We start from the raw sequence: 12,868 nt of genomic DNA on the forward strand, positions 1-12,868 counted from the left end.
TCCCCTTCGGAAAGGAACCCGACAAGACACAGGATCAAAAGTTGAATCCGCGGGAACTGTCCAGCGTCAAATGAAAATAAGACTGCTCAATATTAAGAAACGACATGCCTGGAGATTTCCGATAACATTAACGTTACGCGTGTCTTCTCTCGCGCGCCGGAGGAAATAAAAATCCTGCATTGTCCCGGCAACTCCAGACTGTTGCATGGATTCCTTGACCGGTCGCGGTGCCGAGGCGGTCGCGCAATCCGTTTACCGCCGGTTAGCAACATTAGTGTCTTATAATGGATCAGGCTTGCCTTCGTCCTTCCGTGAGGACTTGACGGACTTCGTTTGCTCGAGCCGTTGATGCGGAGGATGATCGCCAAGGAGCGTTGCATGCAATTGACGGAGGATGTGGCTCAGAGGGTCACCGAAGCGATTTCACGCCCGTCGTGGAAATCGGCCGATCCGACGCTTTTCGCGATGCTTCTGCAGAAGAATGCGGACCAGAACCGCAAGGTCGTCCGTTGGGGCATAGCGGCGGCCGTGTTGAGCTACATATGCTACGGCGCCTTCGACTGGTTTCTTTTCCCGGACCTTGCGGACCGTCTGATCCTGACGCGCCTGACGTTGGGACTGACCTTCCTGGTGCTTGTCGAACTCGTCGCTCGACGCGGTTTTGCCGTCACCACTCTGCACTATGTTGCCGCCCTGGCGATCGTGGCGGGCGCAATCGGGTGGCTGCTGTCGGCGCTCGGCACGACGCATCAGGAAGCGCTGTCCCATTTCATCATCTTCGGCACGGTGTTCATTCTCGGCGCCAATCTTTTCTTCAATTTCCGGCTATGGCTCTCGGCGCTGTCATCGGCGACCGTGACGGTCGCCTTCGCGAGCGCCACGCTGTTCGTCCTTCAAGCCGACTTTGCCACCCGCCTGGTGCTTGCAACCTATTTCGCGAATTGCCTTGTTTTGTCGCTATATCTCTCATGGCGCCTCAGCATGGAGCGCTACCACACCTTCCTGCATGCGCTTCAGGCGCAGATCCAGGAGCAGGTCGCCATCGAGAACGGCCAAAAGCTCATCGAGATCGCGGATACGGATCCGCTTACCGGGCTCAAGAACCGCAGGGCGATCACACGGGAATTCGCGGAGTTGTGCAAGGAATGGGCCAAGGACAATGACGAAATAGGCGTCATTCTCATGGATGTCGACTACTTCAAGCGGTTCAACGACCGGCTTGGACATCAGGCCGGCGACGACTGCCTGATCGAGCTCGCCCGTGCCTTCGACGAAACGGCGGCTTCCAACCACGCCATCGCGGGACGCTACGGCGGCGAGGAATTCGTCGTGCTGTGCAAGGTCGCCGGACATGATCATCTGCGCGAGGTGACGCATCAATTCTGCCGGGCCGTCGAGGATCTGAAAATCTCCCATCCCGACCGGGATGACAAGCTCGACATCGTCACCATCAGCGCCGGCGCGTCGTTGACGCGCGCCGAGCAAAGCATAGAGCTTCGCATCCTGCTGCAGGAGGCCGACCGCGCGCTCTATGCGTCGAAATTCTCGGGGCGCGCGACCTTCACGATCTATGACGCGCAGGCCATCGACCAGAAGCGCGCCAGCCAGAATCTCTCGGAACTGCTCAAGCATGCCGTTTCGGAGGGACTTGTCTCCGTTGTTTATCAACCGATCTGCGATGCGACATCCGGCCAGGTGCTTGGTCATGAGTCGCTGATGCGGCTGCGCGACTTCGACGGCAGCGTGATCAGCCCGTCGGTGTTCATACCCGTCGCCGAGCAGACAGGCGGGATCGAGGAACTTGGGCTGTGGCTGATCGATCGGGCCTGCGGCGACATGGTCGAGCACGGATTGGGTGCGGTCGTGTCGGCGAACGTATCGGTCGTTCAGCTCAAGGCGCCGAATTTCCCGCTGCACATCGCCGAGATTCTTGGCCGGCATGGCATGGCGCCTCATAAACTGGCGCTCGAGGTCACCGAGGGCAGCGACATTTCCCTGGAGGCGCAGGCCGCCAGAAGCATCGAGCAGCTTCGAGCCCTGGGCGTTCAAATTTGGCTGGATGATTTCGGAACCGGATTTGCGGGTCTGGCATGGCTGCGTCGTTTCAAGTTCGACGTCGTCAAGATCGACCGAAGTTTCCTGCACGATTGCCAGACGGTTCGCGGCCTGAGCCTGTTGCAGGACATGGTCAGGCTTCTGCGTAATCTTGGCCACACGGTCCTTGTCGAGGGCGTCGAGACGAAAGAGCAGCAGAACCTGCTGCAGCACATGGGCATTCAGTCGATCCAGGGCTTCCTCACCGGGCGCCCGGTTCCGATCGAAGAGATCAAGCAGGCCAGGCGGGAACTCGTCGCTTAAAGCGCGTCGCATTGAAACGGATTCAGGCGACGCGCTTTAAGTCTTTGTTTTGATGCATGTCGTTGCCCCGAACCGCTGCACACTTCTGGGCGACATGCATTAGAGCAATTCCAGGAAAAGTGTGAAACGGTTTTCCTGGAACTGCGTCATGCGCAGGAGCCGGAGGGCTCCATGAAAAAGGTCGGGCCGCTTCACGGCCCGACCTGGAAAGCAGCTCCGCTGTCGCCTATGCCGGCGCTGCGAAATCTCAGCGCTTGCGGATCTTGCCGTAAACGATGTTCCTGTTCGTTCCGTAATAGACCTCGGCGTCGACGCGGTTCTTGTCGACCGCGGCATTGATGATGTCCCACATGTCGCCGGCCGAGCGCAGGATGAGCGGCCAGTCCATGAAGGTCTCCATGTAGCCGTCGGTGGTGATCTCGTCGCTGAAGTTGGCGAAGAGGAATTCGCCGTCCGGCTTGACCAGTTCCATGGCTCGCTGCAGCAGGCGTGCGCCGACAGGGAGCGGCAGGTAGTCGTACAAGCCGGATGCATAGACGAGATCGAACGTGCCAAGCGGGTAGGCGCGCCGCAAGAGGCCGCGCACGGAGCCGTCTATGGCTTCCACTGCGGTGCCGGCGAGGTCGCGGTTGACGGTGCCGACGCTCACCGGGTCCTGGTCGAGACCCACCCAGCGCTTCAATCTTTTTTCGGCGAGCGCCTTTGAGAGCTCGGCTTCCCGCAAATGGCCGCAGGCGATTGCCAGCACCTCGGCATTCTCCACTCGCGCAGCCGTTTCGTCGACCGTCCTGGCCAGTATCTCGCGGCGCTCGCGCCCCGCCACCGAACTTGCCGCCTCGCTCGTATAGGCAAAGATCGCGCGGCCGAGTTCGCTCGATGATGCCACGATCTCGTCGGCGCTCGGATGCTTGTAGTAGATGTCCAGCAGCGTCGCGTCGCCCGAATAGCCGCGCGGCTTTTCGAAGGACCAGCGCGTGAACGGATCCTGTTTCAGGTATGCCGCCACGCGATGCTGCTGAGCCAGCGGGATCAGCTCCTGCCAGACGGCCGGGGCGGCATCGTGGCGCAATTCGTGCAATCGACCGGCCAGTCTTTCGACGATTTGCCCCGCGGGCTCCTGGCGCGCGAAAGCCTGGTGGGCGAGGTCCAGCACAAGCGAGAGCTGGGCCGCCCGCGCCTTGAGCTCGACGGCGTCGACCGTCTCCGCGGACGCCGCCTTGTGCTTTTTGATCAACGTCGATGTGATGAGGCTTGCTTCATCAATTTTCAAATCAGGATTCAACGCCATATGGGCATTCCTTGTGGTCCCCCACCGGCGATTATAGATGCTTAGAGTTTTAATAAAAGTTTAGGACAGGCTGCATTAGCAAAGCTTAAAATAATGATTCTCCAAGGTTTGACCGCGGAAAGCCTGCGGCCGCCGCGTGAACCAGCGCGTGCTGAATTGTGGGAGCATGCTGCGAAAGGCCGAAGAGGAACCGATGGGCGGCAGGCGCACGGCGCGCAGGTCTTGTGCCTCTGCCGGTTAGCCACGCCTGCCGCGCATTCGAGCGCCATGAAGGGCTGCCATGCTGGAACGGCGCTGGCCGTCGACAAGCGCTGCGCTAGCTCCTTGGAGTTGGCGGTGTGGCAGGAGAAGCAAGATGGAGCTTGTTACACCTTGTTACACACAGAAAGATCAAAGGCGACCGCCAGATGCCGTGGGGAAAAGGCACTGTGGTCAAAGGCGCCAGGGGCTATGTCTTTCTTGCCGGCAATACCGGCACAGCCGGAAATTATGATCCGTCGACCGGCAAGGGCGGCGCCGTCGGCGATGCCGCGGCACAATGGCGCTCGATCCTGATGAACATCAAATCGGATCTGGAGGAACTCGGCAGTTCGCTCGATCACCTCATCAAGATCACCCAGTACGTCAACGGACCGTTTCCGGACGGCGGAGCTCTAAGCTCGCCCAATTTTCGACTGGACGTGATGGATGAATTCTTCGCCGAACACTGTCCGAAGCACTACAGCTACAACAATCCGCCGCCATCGGAAGTAATCGGCGTTGCCGCACTCGCGCATCCCGACTTGGTTATCGAGATCGTGGCGGTCGCAGCCTTGCCGGATTAGCGGATGGCGCGGCTTCCGGCAGAAAATATCAAGGCACGATCAGCGTGCCGGCGCCGTGCTCGGTGAAGAGCTCGAGCAGCACCGAATGCGGCGTCTTGCCGTTGAGGATGACGACGCCCTCGACGCCGCGCTCGATCGCCTCGATGCAGGTCTCGACCTTCGGGATCATGCCGCCCGACACCGTGCCGTCCTTGATCAGCGCCTTGGCCTCGGCGACGGTCAATTCGTCGATCAGCTTCTTGTTCTTGTCGAGCACGCCGGGCACGTCGGTGAGGAAGAGCAGGCGCGAGGCGCGGCAGGCGCCGGCTATGGCGCCGGCAAACGTGTCGGCATTGATGTTGTAGGTGTGGCCGTCGCGGCCGGGCGCCACCGGCGCCAGCACCGGGATCATCTCCGAGCGCGCAAGCAGGTCGAGCAGCGTGCGGTCGACCTCGACCGGCTCGCCGACGAAGCCGAGATCCAGCACCCGCTCGATGTTGGAGTCCGGGTCGATCATCGTCTTGCGCGCCTTTTCGGCGAACACCATGTTGCCGTCCTTGCCGCAGAGCCCGATCGCCCATTCGCCCTCGGCGTTGATCAGCGCCACGATCTCCTTGTTGATCGAGCCGGCCAGCACCATCTCGACGATCTCGACCGTCTTCTGGTCGGTGACGCGCAGGCCGCCCTCGAACTTGGATTCGATGCCCATCTTGTTCAGCATCGCGCCGATCTGCGGCCCGCCGCCATGCACGACGATCGGATTGACGCCGGACTGTTTCAGGAGCGCGATGTCGCGGGCAAAAGCCTTGCCGAGCTCGTTGTCGCCCATGGCATGGCCGCCATACTTCACCACCACGGTCTTATTCTCGTAGCGCTGCATGTAGGGCAGCGCCCTGGAAAGCAGCGCGGCCTGCATTTCGGCGGTGGCGGCGATATCCGTCATCGATATGATCCCGGCTTGGCGTGAATGGCGGCGTCTTAGCGGGAATTGCCCCAGGCCGCAAACGGCTTTGCGGTCACAATGATGAAATCATGCGTGGGCGCTAGCCCGGCACCTTGAGCGGCGCGCGGCGCTGGAGCCATCCGGAGAGCTTCTCCATCTGCGCGGCGAGCGACAGCAGCGTCTCTTCGTCGCCGGGCCGCCCCGCGGCCTGGATGCCGAGCGGCAGGCCGCCCGCCGTGACATGCACAGGCAGCGCGATCGAAGGCTGGCCGCTGACATTGTGGATCGCCGGCCAATGGGTGAACCACAGGCTCTTGTCCATCAGCTGGCCGAACAGCGACTTGATCCTGAGCAGCCCGGTAAGGTGCAGCTTGTCGAGCGCGTTTTCGATGAGCTCGTCGGCGCCCTTCGCGTCCATCGCGCCGCAGGCGAGCGGCGGATGGGCGATGATCGGCATCAGCACGGCGTCGAAGCGCCCGGTCTCCTCGATCATCCGTCGCGCGGTGGCGTTGAGCCGCTGCACCGCGTCATAGACTTCGCCGGCGGAAAGCATTTCGCCGAGGCGGCCGAGCACGCGCGTCGCGCGCTCGACCTCGCCGGCGACGGGACGGCCGACACGCAGCGCCTCGGCCCGCATCATGCCAGCAACCGCGGAGGCGACGCTCCTGCAGAAATCGGCCATGAACTCGCGGCCGATATAGGGCAGGTCGATCTCTTCCACCGTGTGCCCGCCCTCGCGCGCCAGCGCCACCGCCGTGTCCAAAGCTTCAAGCGTCTCGGCCGAGATCGGCAGGCCGAGCGGCGACTTGCGGTAGACGGCGAGGCCGAGCTTGCCGGGATCGCGCGCCGCGGCGGCCGCAAAGGAGCCCTTCGGTGCCGGCGCCGCGTAGGGCGACAGCGCGTCGGCGCCATGGGTCAGGTCGAGCAGGAGCGCTGTGTCGCGCACCGAGCGGCTGACGGCGTGATCGACGACCATGCCGTACCAGCTCTCGCTCACCAGCGGCGTCAGCGGCACCCGGCCGCGCGAGGTCTTCAAGCCGACGAGGCCGCTGCAGGCCGAAGGCACGCGGATCGAGCCGCCGCCGTCGGAAGCATGCGCGGCCGGCACCACGCCCGCGGCCACGAGCGCGGCTGAACCGCCCGACGAGCCGCCGGTCGTGTGGCCGGTATTCCAGGGATTGCGGGTGATGCCGAAGCGCGCCGATTCCGTCATTAGCCTGAGCCCATGCTCGGGCGAGGTGCTGGTGGCGATCGGGATCAGGCCGGCGGCCAGATAGCGCTCGACCATCACCGAGTTGAAATCCGCGGTGAAGGCCGGAATGCGGCTGCCGCCATGGATCGGCACGCCCTTGATGCCGATGCCGAGATCCTTCAGTGCGAAAGGCACGCCGGCGAGCGGCAGCTTGCGGTCGATCGCTTTCGCCCGCGCCCTGGCGGCATCGTAGAGCGGCGTGGCTATGGCGTTGATGTCGGGCCTTGTCGCCTCGGCGCGCGCGATCGCGGCGTCGACGAGCTCCTGCGGCGAGACGTCTTTCTTGTGCACGAGCTCGGCAAGTCCTGTCGCATCCTGTTCCCAAAGCACGCGTTCAATCGACATCGCCGCCCCCTCTTTTGCGCAAGGCTATCGCATGAAGCTGCAAATCGGAATCAGGATTCGACAGACTAGCGGCACGACAATCTTTGCCGGACCACGCGCCCGGCGCCCCGTTGCAAATAAATCGCAATCTTCTAATTTGCCTGCATGGGGCCTCAGGACATCAGCAAGCTGATCGTCCGGACTTCGATGAAGGACCGGGCTGCGTTCGATCTGCTCTACAAGCAGACCAGCGGGAAACTTTTCGGCGTCTGTCTTCGTGTCTTGAGGGACAGGGGCGACGCGGAAGAAGCGCTTCAGGAGATCTTCGTCAAGATCTGGACGAAGGCGGACCGCTTCGCGGTTTCCGATCTGAGCCCGATTTCCTGGCTGGTGGCGATTGCGCGCAACCATGCGATCGATCGCATCCGGGCGCGGCGCAGTCCTTCCGCCAACATCGACGCAGCCCTCGACGTCGCCGATCCGACGCCGGGACCTGAGGCCATGGCTGTCGCGGGCGGCGAGACCGAACGCATCCACCATTGTCTCGACGAATTGGAGAAAGACCGGGCCGCGGCGGTCCGGGGCGCCTATCTCAACGGCGAAAGCTATGCCGAGCTGGCGGAGCGCCACAAGGTTCCGCTGAACACGATGCGGACTTGGCTGCGGCGAAGCCTGCTCAAACTTAGAGAATGCCTGGAAAGATGACGCTGGCGGAAAACAACGGACCGGAACGCGGAGGCGACGACCTGCTCGCCGCCGAATACATTCTCGGCGTTCTGACGGCCGACGAACGCCAGATCGTTTCCCGCCGCATCGACACCGAGACGGCGTTCGCCCGCCTGGTCGATGCCTGGGAGGTCCACTTCGCGCCGATGGCAGCCGCCTATGCGGCGGTCGAGCCTCCGGCATCGGTCAAGGCGGCGATCGACCGGCGGCTCTTTGCCTCTTCGGCCGCCACATCCGCCGCTCCCAGCGCCGCCGTCTGGTCGAGCCTCGCCTTCTGGCGCGGGCTTGCCGCCGCCGCGCTTGCCGCCTTGGCCGTCTTTGTCGCCCTGCCTTTCGTCAATCCGTCATTGCCGCCCCCCGAGACCAGGCTGGTTGCATCGCTCGCCGCCGACAACAGCAACGTCAAATACCTCGCCGTCTATGATGCCGCCCGTCACGAGGTCGGCCTCTCGCTCGTTTCCGGTGAGCGCGGCTCCGGCAAGGACTTCGAGCTGTGGATGATCGAGGGCAAGAACGTGCCGGTCTCGATGGGCGTCATCCCGGCCGGTCAGACCGCGCGCATGGCGGTCACGCCGGCCGTCCAGCAGAAGCTGGCGCAGGGCGCTGTGCTCGCCGTCAGCCTCGAGCCGACAGGCGGTTCGCCGACCGGCCAGCCGACGGGTCCCGTCGTCGCCGCAGGTGACCTGAAAGGCATCTGATAATTTCAAAGGTTATCCGCAGTCTATCTGCCGGTCATGTGCCGGCATGAGCGATTTATATGCGCTTATGTGCAGCGCGTTCGAACTCAGATCGGAGAAGAAAAAATCTTCCAGGTTCGCGAAACTAAGTTTTTGATGCCTCGTATCTCCTCGCGTTCCCAACGACGGGAAAAACAACCCGAGGAGACTGATATCATGCGTAAACTCGCCACCCTTTTGCTTGCCTCGACGATCGGCCTTTCCGCGCTCGGCGCCGTTGCCTATGCCGCCAATCCGATGGTCGGCGGCGCGCCGATGTATGCCAAGAAGAACATCATCGAGAATGCCGTCAATTCGAAGGACCACACCACGCTGGTCGCCGCCGTCAAGGCCGCGGGCCTTGTCGACACGCTGCAGGGCGCCGGCCCGTTCACCGTCTTCGCCCCGACCAACGAGGCTTTTGCCGCGCTGCCTGCCGGCACGGTCGAGACGCTGCTCAAGCCCGAGAACAAGGACAAGCTGACCAAGATCCTCACCTGCCACGTCATCGCCGCCAAGGCGCTGGCCGCCGACGTCGCCAAGATGGCCAAGGCCGACGGCGGCGCGCATGAGGTCAAGACGGTCGGCGGCTGCGCGCTGACGCTGAAGTCGGAGAAGGGCAAGGTCAGCGTGACCGACGAGAACGGCAACGTCGCCCATGTCACGATCGCCGACGTGCGCCAGTCGAACGGCGTCATCCACGTCATCGACAAGGTTCTCTTGCCGAAGATGTAACGAAAGGCTTGCTGTCGACGAACAGGCAGTAGTTCCTTCTGACCGGTCGCGTGGTTTTGTTTGTGTGTTCCGCGATCGGTAAGCGTCCGCTCCGCGCCGTGGCTTCGTCATCGGAGCCCTGTGCGGAGCGCCCGTCAAAGGGGCGTCAACGGCCTTTTGATTTCCCGTGGGCCGCTGAATCTGGCAAATAGACAGCAGGAGAAATGGTGATGAACCGTCGCGACTTTCTTTGGAGCGGCGCGGCCGCGACCGCCCTGATGATCGGCACTGGAGTGGCGTTGCGCACCGGCGGACCGAAGCCCGCTCTCGCCGCCGAGACCTTCGAGGTCGTCAAGACCGATGCCGAATGGCACGCCATCCTTTCCGATGCCGCCTTCGACGTGCTGCGCAAGGAGGGCACCGAATATCCGGGCACCAGCCCGTTGCTCAACGAGCACCGCAAGGGCATCTTCGCCTGCGCCGGCTGCGACCTGCCGGTCTATCCGTCGGAGACGAAATTCGATTCCGGCACCGGCTGGCCGAGCTTCTGGCAGGAGATTCCCAACGCCATCGGCAAGACCGAGGACCGTTCGCTCGGCATGACCCGCACCGAGGTGCATTGCCGCCGCTGCGGCGGCCATCTCGGCCATGTTTTCGACGACGGTCCGCCGCCAACCGGCCTGCGCCACTGCATCAACGGCGTGGCGCTGAGCTTCAAGCCGGCCGCGGCCTGAGGCAGCACGTCGATCTCTTTTGGAAAAGACATGACCCCGGAAATCGTCGCCGACTTCCGGGGTCACTCGTTGAGGACGCCAGGCGGGGGTTCCGGCTCCTCAATGGCCTCCGCCGCCACCGCCGCCCTGCTGGGCCGGCTTGTTGATGAACAGCACGAAAAATCCGAGCGAGGCGAACAGCACGGTCAGCATCATGAACACGTCCATGAAGGACAGCAGCGCCGCCTGCTGATGGACCATGCCCGACAGCTTCGAGATCGCGGCACTGGTAGCATCGAGGCCGGCGGTCTGCTCGAAATTCAGCGTCATGTTCTGCAGCTTGGTCTGCGCGGCCTGGCTGCCCCACTCGACATGCTCGGAGAGCCTTGCGTAGTGGAAGGCGTTGCGGTCGATCAGCACCGTGTTGATGACGGCCAGGCCGACGGCGCCGCCGAGATTGCGGGTCAGGTTGAACAGGCCCGACGCATTCTTCAGCCGCTCCGGCGGCAACGTGCCGAGCGCGATGTTGTTGATCGGCACCATGCACAGCATCATCGAGCAGCCGCGCAGGATCTGCGGGATCAGCAGTTCATAAAAATCCCAGTCGGCGGTGAGATGCGTCATCCACCATGTGCCGGTGGCGAAGCCGATGAAGCCGATCATCATCATCAGCCTGAGATCGATCTTGTTCGACAGGATGCCGGCAACGGGTGCCGTGAAGAACATCGCCAGGCCGCTGACGAACAGCGCCTCGCCGATCATCATCGAATCGTAACCGCGGATACGGCCGAGGAACACCGGATAGAGGTAGGTCAACCCGTAAAGGCCGATGCCGACGACGAAGGAGAACAGCGAGCCGAAGGCAAAGTTGACATTGGTGAAGGCCCGGAGGTCGACGATCGGCTCCTCGGCGGTGAAGACGCGCCAGAAGAAGATGATGCCGCCGATGGTCATGATGATGGCGCAGGCAAAGACGGCCGGCTCCTGCAGCCAGTCATGGTTCGGGCCTTCCTCCAATACATATTCCATGCATCCGAGGAAAGCGGCCATGCCGACGAGGCCCCACCAGTCGAACTTGGAGAACAGCTTGAGGTTCGGCTTGTCGAAATCGATCAGCGACCAGGCGGCCGTCGCCACCAGGATGCCGGGCACGACATTGATCAGGAACAGCCAGTGCCAGGACATGGCATGGCTGATATAGCCGCCGACCGTCGGACCGATGGTCGGCGCCAGCGTCGCCACCAGGCCGATCATCGGCGAGACGACGGCGCGCCGCGACGGCGGGAAGATGGTGAAGGCGGCCGCAAAGACGCTCGGGATCATGCCGCCGCCGATGAAACCCTGGATGGCGCGGTAGACGATCATCTGGTCGATGTTGGTCGCGGTCGCGGCGAGCGCGCTGGCCGCGGTGAAGCCGGCGGCGGCGATCGTGAACAGGACGCGCGTCGACAGCATCCGGCTGAGGAAGCCTGACAGCGGGATCATCACCACTTCGGCGATCAGATAGGCGGTCTGCACCCACGGGATCTCGTCGGAGCTGGCGCTCAGGCCTGCCTGGATCTCGGCGAGCGATGCCGAGACGATCTGGATGTCGAGGATCGCCATGAACATGCCGAACACCATCGCCAGGAAGGCGATGACGCGGCGCACCGGCATATGGTCGGCGGGCGCGGCGGCGGCCGGCCGTGCAGGCATTGATCCTGCGGTGATGGTTGCGGTTGCCATTTGATGGGCTCCCTGAAACAGGCTGGGCGGCTCAGCACTCAATCAGCCACTGAACCGCCCCCCAAAAGTGCCTAGTTCGTCGTCGAGGCCGGCGCGGTGCGGCTGTCGGCGGCGACGACGACGCTCAAGCCGGCGCGCAGCTTGCCGGTCTTCAGCACATCGGCCGGCACGTCGATGCGGACCGGAACACGCTGCACGACCTTGGTGAAGTTGCCGGTGGCGTTTTCCGGCGGCAGCAGCGAGAACACCGCGCCAGAGGCCGGCGCCAGCGACGAAACCGTGCCTTCGAAGGTCTGGCCGTCGATGGCGTCGACGGTGATGCTGACCTTCTCGCCGGGCACCAGCCGGCCGAGCTGCGTCTCCTTGAAGTTGCCGACGATGTAGAGCTTGTCCATCGGCACGACGACGGCGAGCTTCTGGCCGGGGCTGACGAGGTCGCCCTGCTCGACCGAGCGGTTGCCGACGACGCCGTCATAGGGCGCCTTGAGCACGGTGAAGGAAAGGTCGCGCTGGGCCTTGTCGCGGGTGAGCTGCAGCGAGGCGAGTGTGCTCGCCTGCTCCGCGCGCTGGGCTTCGAGCACGCCGATATTGGCCTGCGCCGCGGTGATCTGCGCGTCGGCGCCGGCAAGAGCGGCCTTGGCCTGGTCGAGCGCCGTCTGGGCATCGTCGAGCTGCGCCTGCGTGCCGACATGGGTCTTGAGCAGCTGCGCCGCGCGGTCCTGGGCGCGCGCCGCATTGTCGGCGGCGGCCTGGTCGGCGATCTTCTGCGCCTCGGCCTGCGCCAGCGAGGCCTGGGCCGCCTTGGTCTGGGCGTCGATGCGGTCGAGCGTCTTCGCCAAGGTCGCGATCTGCGCCTCGGCCTGGGCAACGGCGATTTTATAGTCGCCGTCGTCGATGACGAACAGCGGATCGCCGGCCTTGACCTGCTGATTCTCGCTCACCAGGACCTTATCCACATAACCGGAGATCTTCGGCGACACGAACGACATATCGGCCTGGACATAGGCGTCGTCGGTGGAGATCATGAACCGGCCGTCGCTCCAGTAGTTGTAGCCGTACCAGGAGCCGGCGCCGAGGAGGGCAAGCCCGATGATCGGCAGGAGGAACGAACGGACAGAGCGCTTCTTCTTGACCGGCGCTTCGACAGGCGCGACGGGTACGGGCTGCAGAGGCACTTCCGGAGCTTCGGTCGACGGCTGGACCTTGGCGTTGGGAAACGTACGGACTTCGGCGGTGGCGGGCGCGTTCGAGGACATGGTAATCTCTCTGGAGTAGGTCAGTCAGACTGAACCGTTCGGTTCGAATT

At 63.4% G+C, this 12,868-nt stretch carries 11 protein-coding genes; 6 read left to right on the forward strand and 5 right to left on the reverse strand.

Translation table 11 applies throughout. The features are described from left to right. The first annotated feature begins 378 nt into the window (after positions 1–378). Complete coding sequence (locus EJ071_RS03235) at positions 379–2,358, forward strand: GGDEF and EAL domain-containing protein (protein ID WP_126096793.1); 1,980 nt, start codon at positions 379–381, stop codon at positions 2,356–2,358. Between the two features lie 247 nt (positions 2,359–2,605). Here EJ071_RS03235 and EJ071_RS03240 read toward each other — a convergent pair whose 3' ends face one another. Then, complete coding sequence (locus tag EJ071_RS03240) at positions 2,606–3,646, reverse strand: class I SAM-dependent methyltransferase (protein ID WP_126096794.1); 1,041 nt, start codon at positions 3,644–3,646, stop codon at positions 2,606–2,608. A 407-nt stretch (positions 3,647–4,053) separates the two neighbouring features. On the opposite strand from EJ071_RS03240, the gene EJ071_RS03245 reads away from it, so the two are divergent. Continuing rightward, on the forward strand, positions 4,054–4,470 hold the full coding sequence (locus EJ071_RS03245) for a RidA family protein (protein ID WP_126096795.1): 417 nt from the start codon (positions 4,054–4,056) through the stop codon (positions 4,468–4,470). Positions 4,471–4,498: 28 nt separating this feature from the next. Here the strand turns inward: EJ071_RS03245 and argB are convergent, their stop codons facing one another. Together argB and EJ071_RS03255 are read right to left on the reverse strand one after the other, a co-directional pair. Beyond that, entirely contained in the window at positions 4,499–5,392 is an 894-nt protein-coding gene (gene argB, locus EJ071_RS03250) for an acetylglutamate kinase (RefSeq protein ID WP_040971090.1), read from the reverse strand. A 100-nt stretch (positions 5,393–5,492) separates the two neighbouring features. Further along, positions 5,493–6,989, reverse strand: a complete 1,497-nt coding sequence (locus EJ071_RS03255) for an amidase (RefSeq protein WP_126096796.1) — start codon at positions 6,987–6,989, stop codon at positions 5,493–5,495. Between the two features lie 144 nt (positions 6,990–7,133). Between EJ071_RS03255 and EJ071_RS03260 the strand changes: the two genes are divergently transcribed. The 4 genes from EJ071_RS03260 to msrB all read left to right on the forward strand — a co-directional run bounded on the left by EJ071_RS03260 (position 7,134) and on the right by msrB (position 9,858). Continuing rightward, complete coding sequence (locus EJ071_RS03260; protein ID WP_126096797.1) at positions 7,134–7,673, forward strand: sigma-70 family RNA polymerase sigma factor; 540 nt, start codon at positions 7,134–7,136, stop codon at positions 7,671–7,673. Then, entirely contained in the window at positions 7,670–8,392 is a 723-nt protein-coding gene (locus tag EJ071_RS03265; RefSeq protein WP_126096798.1) for an anti-sigma factor, read from the forward strand. Before EJ071_RS03260 ends, EJ071_RS03265 begins: the two co-directional genes overlap by 4 nt. Before the next feature lie 195 nt (positions 8,393–8,587). Beyond that, positions 8,588–9,145 carry a fasciclin domain-containing protein gene (locus EJ071_RS03270; RefSeq protein WP_126096799.1) on the forward strand — a complete coding sequence of 186 codons (558 nt, stop codon included), beginning with the start codon at positions 8,588–8,590 and terminating at the stop codon, positions 9,143–9,145. 209 nt (positions 9,146–9,354) lie between these two features. Continuing rightward, a complete protein-coding gene (gene msrB / locus EJ071_RS03275) occupies positions 9,355–9,858 on the forward strand; it encodes a peptide-methionine (R)-S-oxide reductase MsrB (RefSeq protein ID WP_126096800.1) in 504 nt (167 codons plus the stop codon). Between the two features lie 99 nt (positions 9,859–9,957). On the opposite strand, the gene EJ071_RS03280 is transcribed toward msrB, so the two are convergent. Both EJ071_RS03280 and EJ071_RS03285 read right to left on the reverse strand, forming a co-directional pair. Further along, the gene (locus tag EJ071_RS03280) at positions 9,958–11,532 is read right to left on the reverse strand and encodes a DHA2 family efflux MFS transporter permease subunit (protein ID WP_245460300.1); all 1,575 of its coding nucleotides are present in this window, start codon (positions 11,530–11,532) and stop codon (positions 9,958–9,960) included. A gap of 101 nt (positions 11,533–11,633) precedes the next feature. Further along, complete coding sequence (locus EJ071_RS03285) at positions 11,634–12,818, reverse strand: HlyD family secretion protein (protein ID WP_126096802.1); 1,185 nt, start codon at positions 12,816–12,818, stop codon at positions 11,634–11,636. Positions 12,819–12,868: the final 50 nt, after the last annotated feature.

Origin of the sequence: Mesorhizobium sp. M1B.F.Ca.ET.045.04.1.1, assembly GCF_003952465.1 — a bacterium.
In the GTDB taxonomy this organism is placed as follows: domain Bacteria; phylum Pseudomonadota; class Alphaproteobacteria; order Rhizobiales; family Rhizobiaceae; genus Mesorhizobium; species Mesorhizobium shonense.

Bases quoted from the DNA above. Each gene is read 5' to 3' on its own strand.
- EJ071_RS03235 (WP_126096793.1), top strand. From the start codon at position 379: ATGCAATTGACGGAGGATGTGGCTCAGAGGGTCACCGAAGCGATTTCA.
- EJ071_RS03240 (WP_126096794.1), bottom strand. From the start codon at position 3,646: ATGGCGTTGAATCCTGATTTGAAAATTGATGAAGCAAGCCTCATCACA.
- EJ071_RS03245 (WP_126096795.1), top strand. From the start codon at position 4,054: ATGCCGTGGGGAAAAGGCACTGTGGTCAAAGGCGCCAGGGGCTATGTC.
- argB (WP_040971090.1), bottom strand. From the start codon at position 5,392: ATGACGGATATCGCCGCCACCGCCGAAATGCAGGCCGCGCTGCTTTCC.
- EJ071_RS03255 (WP_126096796.1), bottom strand. From the start codon at position 6,989: ATGTCGATTGAACGCGTGCTTTGGGAACAGGATGCGACAGGACTTGCC.
- EJ071_RS03260 (WP_126096797.1), top strand. From the start codon at position 7,134: ATGGGGCCTCAGGACATCAGCAAGCTGATCGTCCGGACTTCGATGAAG.
- EJ071_RS03265 (WP_126096798.1), top strand. From the start codon at position 7,670: ATGACGCTGGCGGAAAACAACGGACCGGAACGCGGAGGCGACGACCTG.
- EJ071_RS03270 (WP_126096799.1), top strand. From the start codon at position 8,588: ATGCGTAAACTCGCCACCCTTTTGCTTGCCTCGACGATCGGCCTTTCC.
- msrB (WP_126096800.1), top strand. From the start codon at position 9,355: ATGAACCGTCGCGACTTTCTTTGGAGCGGCGCGGCCGCGACCGCCCTG.
- EJ071_RS03280 (WP_245460300.1), bottom strand. From the start codon at position 11,532: ATGCCTGCACGGCCGGCCGCCGCCGCGCCCGCCGACCATATGCCGGTG.
- EJ071_RS03285 (WP_126096802.1), bottom strand. From the start codon at position 12,818: ATGTCCTCGAACGCGCCCGCCACCGCCGAAGTCCGTACGTTTCCCAAC.